This window comes from Kitasatospora sp. NPDC032150, assembly GCF_055579945.1.
In genome coordinates this window covers 43,480-61,023 of sequence record NZ_JBVIMH010000014.1, presented here as the reverse complement: position 1 = coordinate 61,023, position 17,544 = coordinate 43,480, and the positions used below count along the sequence as shown (strand labels likewise).

Genomic DNA, 17,544 nt, shown 5'->3' with positions numbered 1-17,544 from the left:
CCACGTCTCCTACGACTCCTTCAACCTGCCGTTCAACCTCCTGAACATCCCCTGGCCGGCCCGTCTCCAAGATCACCGAAGCTTTGAAACGCCCTTGGCATCAGTCTGGGGAGGTAAACCTGTGGGCCAATGCGGGCGGCGGGTAGATCAATCGGTGGACTGATGCTCCCCGCCCACGCCGCATGACACCGTTCCGCGCATGGACACCACGCCGTTCACAAGCCGAGACGGACTGACCCGCCGTCGCATGCTCGGTACCGCACTGGCCTTGGGCGCCGCAGCCCCGCTCGGCCTGGCCTCCACCTCCTGGGCCGCCTCCCCCGCCTCCCCCGCCGCCCCCGCGGCCGCACCCGGGCGACTCACCCTGCCCGCCCCCACCGGGCCGCACCCCGTCGGCATGGTCGCCCTGCACCTGCGCGACACCTCCCGGCCGGACCCGGCCGCCGGGGCCGGCCACTACCGCGAGCTGATGGCGAGCGTCTGGTATCCCGCCCGGAACGCCGACGACTACCCGCTCGCCCCCTGGATGCCCGAAGGCGCCATGCGCGCCTTCCTCGACGACGCCGGCTTCCCGCTCCCTGTGTCCCTCGCCCCGCTCACCTCGGGCCACCTGGGCGCACCCGTCCACCGCTGCGGCCACCGCCTGCCCGTCGTCATCTACTCGCACGGCTCGGGCAGCCACCGGGCCGACCACACGATCATGGTCCAGGAACTCGCCAGCCACGGCTACGTCGTGGTCACCGTCGACCACACCTACGACGGCTTCACCGAGTTCCCCGACGGCCGCGTCGTCCCCCAGATCAGGGACTCCACGCACCCGACGCTGTCTCCGATGGACTACGCCACCGACGCACGCTTCGTACTCGACCGCCTCCAGGACCTCGCCGCCGGACGCAACCCCGACGTCGACAACCTCGCGCTCCCCGACGGCCTGCTCAGCGCCCTCGACCCCCTCGACATCGGCATGTTCGGCTGGTCGAAGGGTGGCACGGCCACCGCACTCACCATGCTCGCCGACCCGCGCGTCCGGGCCGGGCTGAGCATGGACGGACCGATGGCGCCGACCATCACCACCGACCTGGCCCGGCCGTTCCTGATGATGACGGCCGTCTTCACCCGGGCCCAGGACCCGGACGCCGAGACGTTCTGGACCCACCTGCACGGATGGCGGCGCAACATCCAGGCCGACGGCGCCGTCCACGCCTCGTACGGCGACGACGCAGTACTGATCCCGCAGGCAGCGAAGCTACTCGGAATGAGCGACCAGCAGGTCCAGCAGATGGTCGGCACCCTCGCCCCCGACCGCGCCGTCCGCATCCAACAGGCCTACCCGCTCGCCTTCTTCGACCAGCACCTGCTCCACCGCCGCGGACACCTCATCGATGCGCCGTCGCCGCAGTTCCCAGAGGTGAAGTTCCTGCCGTAGAGCGGCGCTTGGAGCACCGGCCTGCCAGCCCACCAGGCCGTCAGCCCGGGGCTCCTGTCGGGCGCCCCGGGCATTCCGGCAGCCGTCACCACTCAGGGCTCCTCGCCGTCCGGGCCCACGCTTGGCCCATCGAATCAGCTCGCCGGTCAGGTCGCTGCGGTCCAGCCGTAGCAGGGTGGCCAGTTCGATCGCGCGCCACTCGCACCCCGGGGCGGTGCCCATTACGGCGAGCACGTCTTGGAGTCTGCTGGTGTGCATCGGGACTGCGGGCGGCAGCAGCGTCTCGGCCGTCACGGGCGGGTGCCCGCCGGTATCGGCGGCGGACGTGGCCTGTCGCGGGGCCGGGATCCGGCTGGGTTGGCCGGAAGGAGCCGGCGCCGGGACGGGGGCGAGGGCATCGTCCGCGGGAGCGTGGATGGTGATGTCGATGGCGGTGTCCGGGGTGCTGACGGCAGGCCGGTCCTCGTCGGGCGGGCGGTGTCCGTAGCGGGCGGAGACGCCTTTGACGGTGCGGGCACTGATCCGCGCCCGCCGTGGTGGCAGCAGGGTGCCGGTGACCGCCTCGGTGATCGGTTCTCCCAGCTCGCTCCCGGCGGCCGGCAGGATGGCGGCGGCACGGGTGACGCTGTCGCGCGCGGCGGCCAGGGCCGCAGTGAAGCACGCCCGGTCCGGGTCGCATCCGGGCACGGCGTCGGTGGCGTCCAGCATCGCCATCCGCAAGAGCTGGTGGACCGTCAACAACAGCTCGTGAGGCGTGCACGGCGCGGATGAAGGCGTTCACGTCGAAGCCGCGGTCGGCGAGCACCAGCATGTCCTGCCGCAGGTGGCCGACCAGTTGCAAAGCGGCCTCCACCTCACCGCGATACGGGCCGACGACCGCGCCGAGCAGGGCCCGCGTCCCGGTCTCCGCCAAGGCCATCACCGCCAGCAGCGGATAGGCGGCCACCCCGGCGGCGACCTTGTACCGGCCCAACCAGGCCACGTTGTCGCCGGTCTCGGGGACCCGGGTGGACCGGCAGCCGTCGAACGCGACCGTTCGCAGACCCCGGTAGGACACACCCACCGTGCCCGGGCGGCCCAGCGGACCCGCCACAACCTCGAACAACTCTCGTAGCGGGTCCGGGCCCAGACGTCGGCGCGCATCGGCCAGACCGGCCTCGGCCACCGCCGCGACCAGGCGTCCCGCCTGCCGCAGTGCGCCTGTCAGGGCCGGAGGTCCCGTTCCGTTCTCCACCCCACCCGACACACCACTGGATGCTTGACAAGCGGCCAACTCGCCCAACTTGTCGGCATTGAACGCAGAGAACTTCCGCTGACGGACGATCACCCGCCCACGATCACGCCCCGGACCGAGCCTGAGTGACCAACCTCCGGCCCGCGCCAGCACCGCTGACCAGAAAGTTTCAGGATGAAATCCCTCAGTGCTCCGGCCCGGCCCCGGCACCGTCTTCGGTGTCGAGGTCGCCAAATGCTGGGTCAGTGGTCCGGGGTGGCGTTGTTGGGGGATGGTGTGGCAAGGAGTTCAGCGGGGGTCTTCGGCTGGATTGTTCCGGCGCCGTGCTGCTGTGCGGCTGCTGCTTCTCGTGCCTGGCTGGCAACTCCCTGGCCCTGGGGCCGGGCGCCGCTCGCCCGACCGTACGGGATCGCATTCGCCATTCCGGGCGTCTGGGTTGCCGGTTGGCGGCCGAGGCTACTCGGTTCCGTGTCCTGGTTACCGCCGACCAGTCCGGAACTGTTCCTGGAGGGAGCCCGGTCGCTTCCGGGAGGAGCGAAGAGGGGGCGTGGACCGGCGGCCGGTGCTTGCCGTGGCGCGGTGCCCGTGTGATCTGCTTCTGCCGGCGGCTGGCCCGGCGCGGGCAGACCCGGGGCCCCGCTCGTCTTCGGCTCGCTCTTGGTCAGGAACCCGACTGCGCCGGCGAGTGCTTCGCCCCCGCCGGTGCCCATACCGGCGTGGTCGAGCCCTGGGCGCGCTCCGTCGTCTGCGACGAGACCCGTGTACAGCGGGTTGCCTGTGGTCACGTCGCCTACCCCACCCGCGAGGTGGAGCGAACTGAGCGAGGACGGCGAGTTCTGCCCGGCCAGGATGCCGTGCAGCTGCCGGGTGTGCGCCTCCTCGTTCTCGGTGAGGTTGCGGGCGACCTGGTCCATCCCGTCGGCGGTGCCCCGGAACGAGCCGAGCAGCCGCCTGAGCACCTCCTCGCCGACGATGGTGGCGATCTGTTCGGCGGCGGCGATGACCAGTTTGCCGAACGCGTCCTGGGGCTGGCCCACGTCCAGGCCATCGACGATCCGCCGGAACGAGTTGCCCTGGGAGTCGATGTCATCAGCGTGGCCACGAAGCTCGAGAGCGCAGGAGGCCAACTGGTCCAGGTCCACCTCGAACCCAGAGCTGTTCGACGGCCCCGCCCCTGCGCCGGTCACTTCCTTGACCACGGTCTCCACCAGATCGGCTACCGGCTGGGCCAGCGCATGGCCGAGGGCGGACACCGCCTCCTCCAGGATGCCGGAGACGATCTGCTTACCAGCCGCGACGATGGCCGCGCTGCTCCATGGGCCAGTCGCCGACGCGGCTGCCATCTCGCCCTCAGTCGCCGCCAGTTGGGTCACCGTGGCGCCCTTGCAGCCCTCGATGACCAGCGCCGCCGCGTTGAGCGCGGCCGCAGTGGCCCCGCAGGCCTCGACCACCATGCCGGAGTACTTGGAGACGGTTGTCCAGAATTCGGCCAGCCTGCCCGCGGAAGCGCCGTGGTACACCTCCTTCAGCACGGTGAGTGCCTTGTCGGCGTTCATCTGGACGGAGTCGAGCGTCGAGGCCAGCTTTCTGAGCTCGTCCGCGAGCCTGTTCACCTCGTCCTCGTTCGCCTGGGGCCAGTCCAGTCCGACGAGATTGAGTACGGTGCCGAGTTCCGGCGGTAGTTCGAGTGCCATTGCTTCCCCCAGGTCGCTGTGCGGTCGAGCGCGGATGAACACTTCCGGCTGGACTGATGCTGGTGTTGGTGCCGATCGGAGAACAGGACATGGCACCGGCCACCTATGGCCGGTCGTCGGGCACATCCAGGTCCAGCCAGGCCGGCAACACGTCGGACTCGGACTCAACATGCGAAGACGGCGTGAACGTCACCGGCCGCCTCTTCCGGATCAGGACGGAGCGCGGCGTTCTCTCTCCTCCCGGAGGCCCGATACGGCTACGGGATGACCACGGCGACGGGGACCCGGACAACCGGCCCTGGTACATCCAGAAGTCCATCGGCACCGAAGGCCAGGACACCACAGCTGGCCTCCGCTCTGGCCCGGGCGCTGGCCGCCGCCGACCGGCAGCGCCACCAACTGAAGCGCTACGGTGCCGTCACCACCCCGACCAGCCTCAGCCACTGGCGGCACTGACCTGCTCCGAGCCCGAGGGACAACTCGCCTCCGCCGGCCAGAACAACCTGGCGGACCGGGCACTGCCGGACCTGATCCCGCCCTGGGGGCCGCCAGCCTCGTAGGCCCGCCCGATCCACGCCCACGGCCAGCACCGACCACGGACCGCATCGCCTGCATCCCGTCGCGGGATGCGGCACGCGGCCCGGACGGACCCGCCGACCACACGGAAAGGAGACGCTCATGACCACCGCGTGCCGCCACGGCCGACTGCCGGCCGAACACGAGGAGCACTACATGCGCCTGCGGCGCCCGTATGGTCGGAACCCGGACCCTGTTGGCGGTGCGGGAGAACACCCGTGCCGCGAGAAGACCTCCCGCAGCCGGTCCGCGACCGGGCGGCGCAGACAGCCGAGGGTGCCGGCAGCGCGAGAGCCACCGCAGAAACGCCAGCAGCACCGCCTCCGGCACTCCCACCTGCTCGAACCCCCACCCGACCCGGGCGCAGGCCAGACGCGTCACCTCGAATGCTTCGGCTTCCTTACGCTCGACCCGGCTGTCGGCACGGACGTCGACCACTACGGCCGAGCCGTCCACATGGCGTGCGAAGTAGTCCGGGGCATGCCGACGCTGGCGGGGCCTGTTCGTAGGGGCTGCTGCGCTCAGGCAGAAGCAGCGTGATCAACAAGCCCACCGTCGACGTCGTGGTCTTGACCATGAACGACCGGCCGAACGAGTTCAGGGAAGCCATGGACTCGCTGCGCAACCAGCAGAGTGTCGACCTGCGGATGGTGGTGGTCGGCAACGGCGTCGTTCCGGACTACGTGCCGGAGGGGGCTCGGTCCGTCGTGCTGCCGGAGAACTTGGGCATCCCGGGCGGGCGCAACGTCGGGGCCGAGGAACTGGGCGGCGAGGGGGCCGGCGAGTTCATCCTCTTCTTCGACAACGACGCGATCCTGCCGGAACCGGACACGCTGGCTCGGCTGGTGGCGGAGTTCGAGCGGTCTCGGTGAGCGCGTCCAGGGCCCTCGGACGGTCCACGGGAAGGTGGGTGGTTCCTGGAGCGGATCGGCGTCCAGCCAATGCGGCCAGGGCCGCCCGTCGACGAGTGCGGGGTCAATGCCGAACAGGCGGGCCAGGACGCGCTGGGTATCGGCATCGGGCGTGCGGCCTTCCTCCCACCGTAGGACCCCGTCGGGGCCGTTCCAACGCGGTGTGCCGAGCTCGACGCTGATCCGGCGCACTTCCCGGGCCCGCTCCGGACGCTCCAGGTTGCGCGCCTTACGGGCACGGACCAGCGGGCGTACCAGCTGCACATCGCCTCCCGCGTAATGGGACGTCAGAGCGCACGCGCACTTGCAACGGTAACGGTCACAGCCGCAGCCGGGAAGGGCGGCGGCCAGTGCTCGTTCAGTGCTCGTCCACGCACCGGTCGGGCACCGGCGTCGGGCCTTCCACCGCCGGAGCGGGCGGGTGCAGGGTAGGACCGTACCGAGCGTCCCTGGCCCGAACCCCGGTCGACCCGCCGGTGCCCCCATCGCCTTCACCAGGCCCTGCGGCCTGGCTCCCCTCCCCTGGAGGTCCCCGTGCGTCTGGCTCTCCACGGCCTGCCCGGCGCCGGCAAGAGCACCCTCAGCGGACTGCTTGCCGCCGAGTTCGACGCCGCGGGCACGGCGTACCTGGTGCTGAAGCTCGCCGCCCCGCGATGGTGAGCGGAGCTGTGCGCACAGGGGAAGGACGGGGGCGCTGCCTGGGAGCTGCGGTCTGCGCGGAAGACTGGCTGGGACCAGGTCGGCCGCTGAGCCCGGCCGATGGCGAAGGGGCGGGTGGCGGATGACGAACGGGACCGACACCGGTGGGGCGTTGGTTGAGGCGGCCCGGGAGCGGCTTCGGGCGGGGGCGGTGGCGGCGGTGGTCTTCGGCGAGCTTGCCGCGCGGACGCCGCGGTGGTGGGACGCCGCGCAGGCCGTCGACCAGGCGCTGGGGATTGCGGAGCCGGAGCTGCTGCGGCGGCTCCACGACGAGCCGGACCGGGTGCAGGGTGGGTTCCGCCCGGGCGAGGAGGAGCTGTACGGCGAACTCCTGGAGACGATCGGCGTTGGCCCAGGACGACAAGCGCCCTGCCGTGACAAACGGCAGGGCTCTACTGGTCTTCCGTCAGATCGACGAGCTGAACGCAGCCACCTTTACTGATCTCCAGTCACTGAGACTGCTGCCGGCACGCGGACCTTGGGCCAGCGGTCAGAAGTCCTCGCCCATCAGCCGACGGAACACCACCCAGGCGCCGCGACGCCTCCTTCTACGGGCAGCGCGGGCACCGACTCGCCGTCCAGCGCGACCAGGTAGCGCCCAGGCTCGCCAGCATTCGCCACTGTGTGGGCGTCTGCCGGGCCAAGGTCGATCGACCGGCCAGCGACGACGTCCAGGACCGGGCCGATGACGGACATCTGCCAGCGTCCGTGTCTGACGCCGGCTTCGGCTCGATAGAGGACTGGGAGGTCTTGGTGGACGGGGCACGCTTCGGACATGCGGGGAGCCTACTTCCTGCGGCTGTCAGCGATGGGCGACCTTGGCCGCGGCTCGACGACCCGGCGGTGAACGCTGAGGCCATCGAGTAGCCGTGCGGGAGCACCGACACAGGGAGTGGCAACGCCCCGCCGGTTCGCGGCGGGGCGCTGTCGTTCAGGTCAGTCGACGGTGTGCTCGCCGTCGAGACTGACACCATCGATCTCGATGACCTCGCAGCCGGCCCGCTCCGCCGCACCCCAGGCTGCGGCAGTGAGCGCGGTATCGGCGGATGGGCGGCGACGCGGGCGGATGGGCCGGGCGAACGTCAGGCGGTATTTGATCCCGCCCAGCCCGTATGCCGACTCTGTCAGCCGTTGCCGCAGGGCGGGCAGGGTGCGCAGCGCTCGATCCGGACGTCGTCGACGACCGGACCGAAAGGACTGTTCGCCGTGGTGCTGGCGAAGGCGACGGTGGTCGCGGAGTTGGTGGCTCGGAAGGTGAACTGCCGGTTGACGTATCCCATGTTCGTAAGAGCCTTGCCGGTGATGTCGAAGGAGAAGTCCTGGAAGTCCTGCCCGTCGATGAGGGCGCGGCCGGTCTTGAGGGTCGGCGCGCCCCCGGGGTTGCCAGCCAGGGCGTAGGTGACGGTGTAGGTCGCCCCGGGGACGGTGGTGAAGGTCTGGGTCACGACGCCGGGGCCGGTGCCGTTGAGGTCGACGGACTGGTCACCTTCCGCCGCCTGCCAGAAGCCGGCTCCGATCAGGTCGACGGTGCCCTCGGTGACCTGCCACGGTCCGATGGTCTGTCCTGCGGAAAGGTCAGCGAAGCTGTTGGCCGCCGCTCTTGGGTACTCGAAGCTGCCGTCGTCGAAGTGGCTGACGGTCTGCGCCGAGGCCGGGGCGCCGGCACCGGCGAGCAGGACGGAGGAGGTGGCGGCGATGACACAGGCACGCATGGCACGCATGGGTTTCCCTCCCGAGCAGTTGGCGCACATCGAACTGATGCGTCCACGAATAAGATAAGCAGGTTCGAGGCGGGGAATAAGGGCCCGAAAGAAAGACGTACAATCACAAGAAGGGACACCCCGTTCAGGGCGCAGTCTTCATAGCTGCGCCGATTCACCTGCGAACAGGTACGGCTCCCCGACGTCTCGCCCTCCACAAGCACGCACCCGTCGGCGACGAGGACTACCTGTCCTTCGAGTCCGCCATCAACGGCGTGCAACGGCATGGAAGCTACTACGACTGCAGCAACCTGATCCTCAATGACGGCTCGCCCGAAGTCTGGACCAACACGATCGTCTGGTTCATCGGGCACCGCCGCAGGGCGCACCTGTGGTCGCCATGGTGGCTTCCAACCCCGACTTGGTGCCCGCCCTTCCGGGGGCCAGCCGCGCGGAAGTCCAGGAGCTGCTCGACGCACCCCTCGCAGCCGAGTAGCAGTACCAATAGCAGTACCAACGCGACTGCAACCCTCCGGTTCGCGGCGGGGTGCAACTGTCGAGGAGAGGTCAACCGTTGGCCACGTTGGCTGCATCGCGGGCCGCTGCTCAAGAACAGCGCGGTATTCGGGGAACGGGGAGTAGTCCGTGGTGGACGCCGTGTCGGGGTGCTCGCGGAACGCGCCGCTTGACAGTGCGGACCGTGCCTCATCGGCCGCACGGATTGCCGATTCCAGGTGTAGGGCCTGGGCGGTCTCCGGCCCGCTTCGCGGGTACGCGCCTCCGAGTTGGACCTTGCGACCGAGAGGTTCGTCGAGAGTGTCCAGCCAGTCCAGGGCCGCGACCAACTCCGGGATGAACGGCACGGCGGGGCAGTTTCTGCGGAGGTCACGTCCGCTGGAGTGGTGTATCGACGGCCACTCGGTGATTCGCTAACAGGCTGTGCGCTGAGGGAACTCGGGGTCGGTTCGGTGTCGGATTCTCCCTCGATGAGGTGAACGCGGCAGCGGCCGAGGATCTCGGGGCCGATGTAGCGGCGCTGTTCGGCCCACTCGTCGCTCTGCTCCGTGAGGACCGCGCCGACGAGTCGGATGACCCGAGGTGCGGTCGGGGAAGACGCCGACGACGTCGGTGCGATGCACGCCCGCCGGCACGCCCGCAACTACGAACGCCCCATCCAGCACTCCGAGTCGCTGATCACCTGGGCCGCGATCACCCTCATGACCGGACGCATCACTCGAAGGGAGTCCCGCAGGGCAGGCCAACCCGCATCCCGCGAAACCTAGCGGGACTGATCGCCTCGGCGGTCACCATGGTGACCGTCCCCAGGACCGGCCCGACTCCTCAGCCCGAGCTCCACTCTCTGCACCAGCTGGTGGAGACGGCGCAGGAGTGGGCCGACCACGACGGGTTCGACACCCTGCGCTGGCGGGAGGTGGAAACCGGCCCCGAGGGCGCGGCACTGCGCCAGTGCGCCGCGGCCTGGACCGCGATCCCAGGGCGCGGGCCCGCCTCGACCAGGAGCTCGCTGTCGTCACCCAGCTGAAGTACGACACGTACTTCCTGGTTGTCGACCAGGTGGTGCGCGACATCCAGGGGCCGAATCTTGATGCGCAGTGAATGCGCAATGCGCAAATCCGCGTCTCGATGCCTGCTGCTTGCGACCGGTGACGGTTGATCAGATTCTCTTGCCGCCTTCCAGGACGGTGGGTACTGGGAGGCTCGCACCGTCCCGGCCGTACCGGCTTCCCAGGAGGCTCGGTGTTGCAAGGCCACCGGAAGGCGTGAAAGATGGATGGGTGAGTGTGAGTCACAGCGCGCAGAACCGAGTGACGACACCAGTACTCGAGATCGCATATGAGCAGACCGGCGAGCACAGCCGGGAAGCAGGCGTGCCCGTGATCCTTCTGCACGGCTTCCCCTACGACGTCCGGGCGTTCGACGAAGTCGCGGCCCGGCTCGCCGCCCGTGGCAGGCTCGTGCTGACGCCGTACTTGAGGGGCTACGGGCCCACCAGGTTCCTGGAGGAGCGCGCGATGCGCAGCGGCCAGCAGGCGGCGCTCGCCCAGGACCTGAAGGACTTCATGGACGCGCTGGGGATCGAGCGGGCCGTAATTGCGGGCTACGACTGGGGCGGACGCGCGGCCTGCATTGCCGCGGCCATCTGGCCGGAGCGTATCCAGGGCTTGGTCACGGCTGGCGGCTACACCATCCAGAACATCGCCCGCGCGATGGAACCCGTTGCGCCGGAGTCGGAGCACAACTACTGGTACCAGTACTACTTCCACTCGGAGCGCGGCCGCAGGGGTCTGGAGCAGAACCGCGAGGAGCTGTGCAAGCTGCTTTGGCGCCTGTGGTCGCCGACTTGGCCGGAGGCCGAGGAGGCGTTCGCCGCGTCGGCGAAGAGCCTGCACAACCCGGATTTCGTCGAGGTGGCGATCCACTCCTAGCGGCACCGGTACGGCCTGGCGGAGGGTGATCCGCGCTACCAGGCCCTGGAGGACCTGCTCGCCGCGCAGCCGCCGATCGCGGTCCCCACGGTCGTGCTGGTGAGCGGTGCCAACGGTGTGATCGCGCCCGCCGACCAGGGCGTCACCGAGCGCTTCACCGGCCCGTGCGAGGTCCGGACCCTGCCCGGAGTGGGCCACAACGTCCCGCAGGAGGCACCACAGGCCTTCGCCGAGGTGATCCTGAGCCTGCCTGGCTGAGCCGTGAATCGGGCCGGTCCTGGGGGACGTCCAAGGCTGATGACCATCAGCCAGCAACTGTCCCGGAGAACCGCGGGCCTCTCATCAGTGGATCCGAATCGCACGACGACCCTCAGTGACCGAGCCGGGAGTCCGGCAGTGTCCCGACCGGACCCGAGTGCGCATGACCCTCCGACACCGGTGGTGCGCGCCGGGTCCGGATTCCAGCATCCGTGCAGGAAGCACTGCGCACGCAAGCGCGGACCCTACACGCACCACCGGCACCGTCATCGACCTCGACGACCCGGAGCAAGTGCCACCGGACGACCTCTTCGCGTTCCTGATGATCCAGGCCGCGGACACGATCGGCATGTACCAGCTCGAATCGTCCGGGCAGCAGGACCTCGTCTCCGGTCTGCAGCCGCGCGACATCAAGGACGTCATCGCCGCCATCTCGCTGTTCCGACCGGGGCCGCTGGCCGGCGGGATGCCAGCCCAGTACATCGCCGCCCGCCACGGCCATGCCCCCACCTGCCCGAGAGCAGCTTCAGCATCCACTTCTCGCGGTGGGCGTCCGGGCTCGGATCGCGCTTCTGGTCCCACACCACCGTCGCCGTCCAAGCCCCGCACTCGGCGGCCGCCGCCAGCAGAGCCCGCTGCATCGGCTCACGACCCTGAGCGCCAAGCGCGAACTGCGCCGGCTGCCGATTCCGGTCCGGCGACCACTTCAACTCCTCGTCACCGAGCCCGAAATCGGCCCGGACCTTGGCCGTGCGGGCAGCGAAGACCGGCAGCAGCTCTCCCGGCAGCGCGACCGCGCCGTACGCCTGCAGCGTCCCCAACCCCGCACGCTGCACCTGCTGCGCACGCACGGTGGTCTCGTCGACGAAGACGGTCACCGGCTCCGCCGGACGGTCGGTGGCGTCCAGCAGCCAGCCCGCCGCCCGCAGACCGATCAGCTCGCCCAACTGCTGTTGTGCCGCCAGCTGTTGGGCGAGTGATTCGTGTGCCGCCGACAGGTCTCCGTCCCGGCGGGCCGTGGCCAGCCGTTGCCCGCTCGTCTGGTAGGCGTCGAGTGCCTCCCCGGCCGTTCGCACCTGGTGCGGGGCGGCCCACTGGGCAAGCAGCACCTGCTGTCGGGTTGCCGTCGCCCGCCGCTGATCCTCGCGCATCCATCCCCCTCGTTCCCGCCCGTCAGCACCAGAACAACAGGGCTGCCAACGTGACCAGCTCACGGTCCATCAGCTTACTGATCGTTGCAGAATGAGTTGGGCACGGGGTCCTGTGCTCGGCGATCTTGGTCGGCAGGGTATCCGGGTGCGTACTGATCCTGTTCCGGATGACCTTCGGGAGTGCGTGGCCCCGCCGTAGCGGCCACCTTCCTCGAGGCACCGAGCAGACCCCGGCGCAGCTGGCCGCCTGCGCCCGCCTGTGGGGGGCAGCAGGGCCCGGACGGGCCGGGTCGGGCGAGGCGGCGCCGGACAGGAACGGCGAAAGGGCGGGCATCCGGGTCCGCTCCCGTCCCTCCCCTCCCCTCCCGTTCTCCGCCCTCTGTCGGCGTACAGGTGAAGGTGCATACGCAGGTACAGCCGGACGTACACAGCGAAGTGCTTACGGCAGGGAGGACCGGCCCTCCCCCACGCGGGGGAGACGGCGGTACGGATCTCCTTCCTAGGCCGGCTCGAGGCCGGTCCTCAGGGGCGATGCCGGGGCGGCAACGCACCGAGACGATGGTGTACATGACTGCCACCCGACTCGACCCCGTCCTTCCGTCCCCGCCCCGCTGGGCCGTCCGTGCCGCCCACGCCGCCGCGCTGGTCACCCTGCCGTCCGGGATCTGGCGCCTCCTGCTGGCGGCCGGTTTCACCGCGGGCTACACCGAGACCGGGTACGAGGCGATGGGCTTTTCCGGCTGGGGCGCGGCGTACGTGGTCGGGCTCAGCATCGCCGGAGAGCTACTGGCGCTGCTCACGCTCGGGCTGGTCCGGCCATGGGGCGAGGTGCTGCCGCGGTGGATCCCCCTCGTCGGCGGACGCCGGCCGAACCCGCGAACGGTTACCGTGGCGGCGGGCCTCGGCGCCGGAACGCTGACCCTGGCCCTCACCCAGTTCGCCTTCTGGTGGGCCTTCCCCCACCCGAACATGACCGCCCTCGGCAACACCGCCGCCGGGTTCCTCTACCTGCCCCTCGTCGTCTGGGGGCCACTCCTCGCGGCCGTCACCATCGACTACCACCGTCGGCGTCGTAACGTCACCGTGGTGCCGGGTGCCAGTCCGAGGGACCACGGCGTACGGGACCAGTAGCTGCAGCATCTACTCGTCACTGGTGCGGGCCTGGCCGGTGAGGGCGTAGCCGACGTGGTTGGCGAGACGCGTCGCGGTGACGACAGCGCGCTGATGGTGGAAGGCACCGCGCGTCACGCGGTTCCTTCCACCGTGGCCGCGGGCCGGATCAGCGGCGCGCGAGGAGCCAGGCGCCCTGGCCGCCGCAGCCGCCCGCGCTGTAGGAGGTGCTGCGGAAACCGGCCGGGATGGGCGAGCCGGGGCAGGTCCACAGGCCGGCCCTGGCGGTCATCTGGACCCAGGCGCCGATGCCGTTGCAGCCAGCGCGGTTGTAGTTGACGGTGACGTAGCCGGCCACGATCGGCGAGCCCGCACAGGTCCACAGGCCGTTCTTGGCCAGTTGGTGGTACCAGGCGCCGATGCCGTTGCAGCCGGTGGAGAGGTAGTTGGTGATGACGTACCCGGACACGATCGGCGAGCCCGCACACGTCCAGATCCCATCGCGCACGGGCTGCTGGTTCCAGGAGCCGGCCCCGTTGCAGCCGGTGCGGATGAAGCCGGTGAGGACGTAGCCCGGCGGGATGGGCGTGCCCGCGCAGGTCCACCCGCCTATCGCGGGCCGCGCCGCAGCGGGAGCGGAACCGGAAGCATCGGCGGGCGCGGCAGCGGACACGGCGACGGGAGCAGCGACGGGTGCGGCAGCGGCCGTGCCGACGGAGGCGGTGCCGGTGAGGACGGCAGCCAGCAGCGCGATCATCCCCACCGCACCGGCGAGCCGGCTCCGGATCGCCGTCACCGATGAACGACCGAGCAGCTGACGGTACTTGATGTTCATTTCACACCGGTCCAATCGAGGGGTAGACGGGCCGCCGCACAATGACCATGCGGTGTCCGCTCGTGGAGTTGAAGTGACCCTAGTGGGAACCGGAGCGGTTGATCATCACAGAACAGACACACAATCAACTTGGCCGAAAGTTATCCCGAGATCCCGCCAGCTGCCGGACCTGACTGCCGCCCGGTCCCCGCTCCGCTGGTGGTCACCGCCGGGCCCAGGTCGGGCAGGCGGGCTCGTGCCAGGTCGTGCGGACTACCAGACCGCCCTGGGTCAGGTGCTCGTTGGGGGACTATTCCTTTCGCATCCCTGTTCGGTAGCGTCGTGACCCCTCGGTCCCGGTGGGTGCATGGCCGTTGGTGCGCGCTACGCGATAGCCACAGTGAGTTGCGCCAGCCCCGCCGGGCCGAGGCCGCCTGATCGGCTTCAGGGACACACCCCGTAGAGGGCCGGTTGAAAGCTAGTGCTAGTCGGCGAGCCCCGGCACCACGAACCCCGACTCGTACGCCAGCACCACCGCATGCGTCCGGTTCTGCGCCCCCAACTTGGTGAGCACGTTCCCGACATGGGTCTTGACCGTCTCCATGCTCACCACCAGCCGCTGCGCGATCTCGGGGTTGGACAACCCGGTCGCCATCAAGCGCAGCACCTCCTCCTCCCGACCGGTGAGCGCCGCACGCGGCAGGGCGTCGGCCGAGCAGAGCGGACGGGCCGTGACCATCCGCCGCAGCGCCGCCGGGAAGAGGATCGCCTCCCCGGCGGCCACGACGCGGATCGCCTCCGCGATCCGACGGATCGGCAACCGCTTGAGGACGAACCCGCCCGCCCCCGCGCTCAGCGCGGCGGTGACATAGTCGTCGTTCTCGAAGGTGGTGATCACCACGATCTTCGGCGGCGGTGCGGTCGACTCTGCCAGCAGCAGACGGGTCGCCTCGATGCCGTTGCGGCGCGGCATCCGGACGTCCATCAACACCACGTCGGGCCGCAACCGCCGGGCCAGCTCGACCGCCTCGACCCCGTCGGCCGCCTCACCGAGCACCGTGATCCCCGGCTGAGCCGACAGCAGGGTACGCAGGCCGCTGCGGGTCACCTCGTCGTCGTCGGCGATCAGCAGGGAGACGGAGACGCTGGTCACGCCGACCACCGTACCGGCAGCCGCGCCGCCAGCCGCCAGCTCGGCCCGGCCCCGGTCGGCTCGGCCGCGAAGTCGCCCTGCAGCAGCCGCACCCGCTCCCGCAGCCCGATCAGGCCTCGACCGGCGGTCGGGCGGGTGGCTCCGAGTGCCCCGGCGCGCATCGGGTTGACCACGGCCAGCTCCAACTCCCCCGGGCCGGCCGCCACCCGCACCGTGATCGGACCGCCCCCGCCATGCCGCAGGGCGTTCGTCAGCCCCTCCTGCAGGATCCGGTACGCCTCCCGCGACAGGGTGCCCGGCAGCTGCACCCACTCCCCCGACAGCTCCGGCTCCACCACCACCCCGGCGTGGCGCAGCCGGTCCAGCAACTCGGGCAGGTCGGCCAGGTTTCGGGACGGTGCCGTTCCGGCCGCCTCCGCCCGCAGCACGCCCAGGACGTAGTCCAGATCGTCCAAGGCGGCCCGTGCTGACTCCTCGATGCTGCGCAGCGCCGCGCGGGCCGCCGCCGGGTCCGCCGGCAGCAACTCGCCGGCCACCGCCGCCTGGATCGTCGCCGCGGTCAGGGTATGTCCGATCGAGTCGTGCAGCTCCTGCGCCAGCCGGTTGCGGCCTGCCAGCAGCAGTTCCCGCTGCTCCGCCGCGGCCAGCCGCTCCGCTGCGGACGGCCCGAGCAGCCGCGGTGCCAGCAGCCGCATGACGGCCGCCGCCTCAGCGCAGACCACCGCCGCCAGCAACAGGCAGCCTGCGGCCACCGGCCAGACCCAGGCGCCCGGCCCGCCTTGGCGAACCCACACCACGTGGCCGAACCAGACCAAGTGCTCTCCGCTGATCGGTTTGCCGATGAGGCCGAGCCAGGCGCCGACCAGGACCAGGCCGGCGAGCAACAGCACCCCGACCAGCAGCGCGGTCAGCCACCCCAGGGCGACCTGCAGCAGCACCCAGAGCGGCGTGCGCCAGCGGCCCGCCCCGCGCAACCGGCCTTCCGGAGCCGACAGCGGTACACCGAGAAGTCGCCGTCCGGCCACGACCAGCACCCGCCGGGTGGTGCCGGCCGACCCGAGCATGCCGAGCAGCGCCGCCCACAGCAGCAGGCACAGCAGCGCCCTTACCCCGTACGGTGCGGCGTGCCAGGCCAGTGCCGGCAGCATCGCCGGAACCAGCAGCGGGATGCTCGCCAGTGCACCGGCACCGGCGAACAGCGCCCCCGTGTACGTGGAGCCGCGCAGCAACGGTCCGGCTCCCCGAAGACGGCTCCTCCTGGACGCGGTTGCCGCGGAACGGTTCGGCTTGAAACGGATTCCCCTCACCATGGCCGCCAGTATTGCGGTGCCACCCACCGGCCACCTCCCCCGATCGGGGGAGCGGAATCTCCCGCCTTTCCGCGATGCCGTCCGCCGACCGTAGAACCAGGATCGTGTCGCGACAACGAAACGCTATTCACAGGTACGGAAGGACAGTTGATGAGGCATCAGAAAAAGGGTGTGACGGTCTTCCTGGCCTTGACCTTCGTCGGCGCCTGGGGGTGGATGCTGCTGGCCCGGCTGGTGCTACGGCTCTCGCTGGTGAACCCGCTGGTCCAGCTGCCGATCGCGATAGTGCCGGCCACGGCCGCGGTAGTGGTGCGGCGCTGGGTCACCCGCGAAGGGTTCCGGGACGCCGGGCTGCCACTGCGATTGCGCCGCGCCTGGCCGTACTACCTCGCAGCCTGGACCGGGCCGTTGCTGCTCGCCGCCGCGGCCGTCGGCCTGGCCGCGCTGCTCGGCCACCGCCCCGACCTCGCCCAACTCGTTGCCGTGGCACCAGGTCTGCCCGTCTGGTCGGTTCCATTGCTGCTCGCCCTGCTCGCCGCCGTACTGACTCCGCTCTACTGGGGCGAGGAGTTCGGCTGGACCGGTTACCTCCGGCTGCGGCTGCTGCCGGGCCGGCCGCTACTGTCGGTCCTGGTCACCGGTCTGATCTGGTCGTGCTGGCACTATCCGCTGGCCCTGCTCGGCTACCTCCGGTTCGCCGACCTGGCCACCGGGCTGCTTGCCTGGACGGCCTCCATGCTCTGCCAGGAGTACCTGCTCGCCTGGCTGCGGGCGCGCAGCGGCAGCATCTGGCCGGCCGCCCTCGCCCACGCGGGCAACAACGTGGTGCTCTCGCTGCTGGTCAGTACGCTGCTGAGCGGCCGCGGGCTGGACGAGTTCGCGCTCACGCTGCTCCCGGTCCCTACCCTGGCCCTGGTCGCCTACGGCACGACGCGCGGCCTGCGCCGCTCGGCTGCCACGCGGGCCGCCGTGTAGCTGGCGACGGGCCACCGCGTGGGTGGCGTAGCGCTTCGAGGTCCACCACAACCTCATGCCTTCCCAGCGGTGGAGCCGCCGGATCT

Annotated in this window: 17 protein-coding genes and 3 pseudogenes; 13 read left to right on the top strand and 7 right to left on the bottom strand. The window is 70.5% G+C overall.

What is annotated here, in order from left to right; translation table 11 throughout:
• Positions 1-199: 199 nt before the first annotated feature.
• Positions 200-1,426 (top strand): alpha/beta hydrolase family protein, encoded by a 1,227-nt coding sequence (locus ACZ5ON_RS18210; protein WP_465593058.1) that lies wholly within the window; start codon positions 200-202, stop codon positions 1,424-1,426.
• Positions 1,427-2,180: 754 nt separating this feature from the next.
• Positions 2,181-2,540 carry a hypothetical protein gene (locus ACZ5ON_RS18205; RefSeq protein WP_465593055.1) on the top strand — a complete coding sequence of 120 codons (360 nt, stop codon included), beginning with the start codon at positions 2,181-2,183 and terminating at the stop codon, positions 2,538-2,540.
• A 362-nt stretch (positions 2,541-2,902) separates the two neighbouring features.
• Here the strand turns inward: ACZ5ON_RS18205 and ACZ5ON_RS18200 are convergent, their stop codons facing one another.
• Positions 2,903-4,354, bottom strand: coding sequence for a WXG100-like domain-containing protein (locus ACZ5ON_RS18200; protein WP_465593052.1), 1,452 nt, complete (start codon positions 4,352-4,354; stop codon positions 2,903-2,905).
• A gap of 264 nt (positions 4,355-4,618) precedes the next feature.
• On the opposite strand from ACZ5ON_RS18200, the gene ACZ5ON_RS18195 reads away from it, so the two are divergent.
• From ACZ5ON_RS18195 to ACZ5ON_RS18180, 4 genes are all read left to right on the top strand, one after another.
• The gene (locus ACZ5ON_RS18195; protein WP_465593049.1) at positions 4,619-4,810 is read left to right on the top strand and encodes a hypothetical protein; all 192 of its coding nucleotides are present in this window, start codon (positions 4,619-4,621) and stop codon (positions 4,808-4,810) included.
• A 656-nt stretch (positions 4,811-5,466) separates the two neighbouring features.
• Positions 5,467-5,802, top strand: a complete 336-nt coding sequence (locus ACZ5ON_RS18190) for a glycosyltransferase family 2 protein (RefSeq protein WP_465593046.1) — start codon at positions 5,467-5,469, stop codon at positions 5,800-5,802.
• A 573-nt stretch (positions 5,803-6,375) separates the two neighbouring features.
• Entirely contained in the window at positions 6,376-6,501 is a 126-nt protein-coding gene (locus ACZ5ON_RS18185; protein WP_465593043.1) for a hypothetical protein, read from the top strand.
• Between the two features lie 121 nt (positions 6,502-6,622).
• On the top strand, positions 6,623-6,982 hold the full coding sequence (locus ACZ5ON_RS18180) for a hypothetical protein (RefSeq protein WP_465593040.1): 360 nt from the start codon (positions 6,623-6,625) through the stop codon (positions 6,980-6,982).
• A 682-nt stretch (positions 6,983-7,664) separates the two neighbouring features.
• Here the strand turns inward: ACZ5ON_RS18180 and ACZ5ON_RS18175 are convergent.
• Together ACZ5ON_RS18175 and ACZ5ON_RS18170 are read right to left on the bottom strand one after the other, a co-directional pair.
• A complete protein-coding gene (locus tag ACZ5ON_RS18175; RefSeq protein WP_465593037.1) occupies positions 7,665-8,261 on the bottom strand; it encodes a choice-of-anchor C family protein in 597 nt (198 codons plus the stop codon).
• Positions 8,262-9,257: 996 nt separating this feature from the next.
• A pseudogene (locus tag ACZ5ON_RS18170) lies at positions 9,258-9,373 on the bottom strand (transposase); the annotation flags it as partial.
• On the opposite strand from ACZ5ON_RS18170, the pseudogene ACZ5ON_RS18165 reads away from it, so the two are divergent.
• From ACZ5ON_RS18165 to ACZ5ON_RS18145, 5 genes and pseudogenes are all read left to right on the top strand, one after another.
• Positions 9,374-9,478 (top strand): annotated as a pseudogene (locus tag ACZ5ON_RS18165) (IS5-like element IS4811 family transposase); the annotation flags it as partial.
• A 71-nt stretch (positions 9,479-9,549) separates the two neighbouring features.
• Positions 9,550-9,783 (top strand): hypothetical protein, encoded by a 234-nt coding sequence (locus ACZ5ON_RS18160; RefSeq protein ID WP_465593034.1) that lies wholly within the window; start codon positions 9,550-9,552, stop codon positions 9,781-9,783.
• A gap of 253 nt (positions 9,784-10,036) precedes the next feature.
• Positions 10,037-10,687 (top strand): alpha/beta fold hydrolase, encoded by a 651-nt coding sequence (locus ACZ5ON_RS18155; RefSeq protein ID WP_465593031.1) that lies wholly within the window; start codon positions 10,037-10,039, stop codon positions 10,685-10,687.
• A 99-nt stretch (positions 10,688-10,786) separates the two neighbouring features.
• Positions 10,787-10,945, top strand: coding sequence for an alpha/beta fold hydrolase (locus ACZ5ON_RS18150; protein ID WP_465593028.1), 159 nt, complete (start codon positions 10,787-10,789; stop codon positions 10,943-10,945).
• Between the two features lie 226 nt (positions 10,946-11,171).
• Positions 11,172-11,456 (top strand): annotated as a pseudogene (locus ACZ5ON_RS18145) (hypothetical protein); the annotation flags it as partial.
• Here the strand turns inward: ACZ5ON_RS18145 and ACZ5ON_RS18140 are convergent.
• Positions 11,365-12,096 carry a hypothetical protein gene (locus tag ACZ5ON_RS18140; protein ID WP_465593025.1) on the bottom strand — a complete coding sequence of 244 codons (732 nt, stop codon included), beginning with the start codon at positions 12,094-12,096 and terminating at the stop codon, positions 11,365-11,367. The pseudogene ACZ5ON_RS18145 and the gene ACZ5ON_RS18140 sit on opposite strands and share 92 nt — an antisense overlap.
• A 567-nt stretch (positions 12,097-12,663) precedes the next feature.
• Here ACZ5ON_RS18140 and ACZ5ON_RS18135 point away from each other — a divergent pair.
• Positions 12,664-13,227 (top strand): hypothetical protein, encoded by a 564-nt coding sequence (locus tag ACZ5ON_RS18135; protein ID WP_465593022.1) that lies wholly within the window; start codon positions 12,664-12,666, stop codon positions 13,225-13,227.
• 148 nt (positions 13,228-13,375) lie between these two features.
• Here ACZ5ON_RS18135 and ACZ5ON_RS18130 read toward each other — a convergent pair whose 3' ends face one another.
• From ACZ5ON_RS18130 to ACZ5ON_RS18120, 3 genes are all read right to left on the bottom strand, one after another.
• On the bottom strand, positions 13,376-14,041 hold the full coding sequence (locus ACZ5ON_RS18130) for a hypothetical protein (protein WP_465593019.1): 666 nt from the start codon (positions 14,039-14,041) through the stop codon (positions 13,376-13,378).
• A 463-nt stretch (positions 14,042-14,504) separates the two neighbouring features.
• The gene (locus tag ACZ5ON_RS18125; protein ID WP_465593017.1) at positions 14,505-15,173 is read right to left on the bottom strand and encodes a response regulator transcription factor; all 669 of its coding nucleotides are present in this window, start codon (positions 15,171-15,173) and stop codon (positions 14,505-14,507) included.
• Positions 15,170-16,402 (bottom strand): sensor histidine kinase, encoded by a 1,233-nt coding sequence (locus ACZ5ON_RS18120; RefSeq protein ID WP_465593015.1) that lies wholly within the window; start codon positions 16,400-16,402, stop codon positions 15,170-15,172. The genes ACZ5ON_RS18125 and ACZ5ON_RS18120 overlap by 4 nt, the downstream gene beginning before the upstream one ends.
• 231 nt (positions 16,403-16,633) lie before the next feature.
• Between ACZ5ON_RS18120 and ACZ5ON_RS18115 the strand changes: the two genes are divergently transcribed.
• Positions 16,634-17,458, top strand: a complete 825-nt coding sequence (locus ACZ5ON_RS18115; RefSeq protein ID WP_465593013.1) for a CPBP family intramembrane glutamic endopeptidase — start codon at positions 16,634-16,636, stop codon at positions 17,456-17,458.
• The last annotated feature ends 86 nt before the right edge of the window (positions 17,459-17,544 follow it).

What these genes read in the sequence shown, in the direction of transcription:
- ACZ5ON_RS18210 (WP_465593058.1), top strand. Translation starts at nt 200, where the DNA reads ATGGACACCACGCCGTTCACAAGCCGAGACGGACTGACCCGCCGTCGC.
- ACZ5ON_RS18140 (WP_465593025.1), bottom strand. Translation starts at nt 12,096, where the DNA reads ATGCGCGAGGATCAGCGGCGGGCGACGGCAACCCGACAGCAGGTGCTG.
- ACZ5ON_RS18195 (WP_465593049.1), top strand. Translation starts at nt 4,619, where the DNA reads ATGACCACGGCGACGGGGACCCGGACAACCGGCCCTGGTACATCCAGA.
- ACZ5ON_RS18135 (WP_465593022.1), top strand. Translation starts at nt 12,664, where the DNA reads ATGACTGCCACCCGACTCGACCCCGTCCTTCCGTCCCCGCCCCGCTGG.
- ACZ5ON_RS18160 (WP_465593034.1), top strand. Translation starts at nt 9,550, where the DNA reads ATGGTGACCGTCCCCAGGACCGGCCCGACTCCTCAGCCCGAGCTCCAC.
- ACZ5ON_RS18180 (WP_465593040.1), top strand. Translation starts at nt 6,623, where the DNA reads ATGACGAACGGGACCGACACCGGTGGGGCGTTGGTTGAGGCGGCCCGG.
- ACZ5ON_RS18130 (WP_465593019.1), bottom strand. Translation starts at nt 14,041, where the DNA reads ATGAACATCAAGTACCGTCAGCTGCTCGGTCGTTCATCGGTGACGGCG.
- ACZ5ON_RS18115 (WP_465593013.1), top strand. Translation starts at nt 16,634, where the DNA reads ATGAGGCATCAGAAAAAGGGTGTGACGGTCTTCCTGGCCTTGACCTTC.
- ACZ5ON_RS18175 (WP_465593037.1), bottom strand. Translation starts at nt 8,261, where the DNA reads ATGCGTGCCATGCGTGCCTGTGTCATCGCCGCCACCTCCTCCGTCCTG.
- ACZ5ON_RS18200 (WP_465593052.1), bottom strand. Translation starts at nt 4,354, where the DNA reads ATGGCACTCGAACTACCGCCGGAACTCGGCACCGTACTCAATCTCGTC.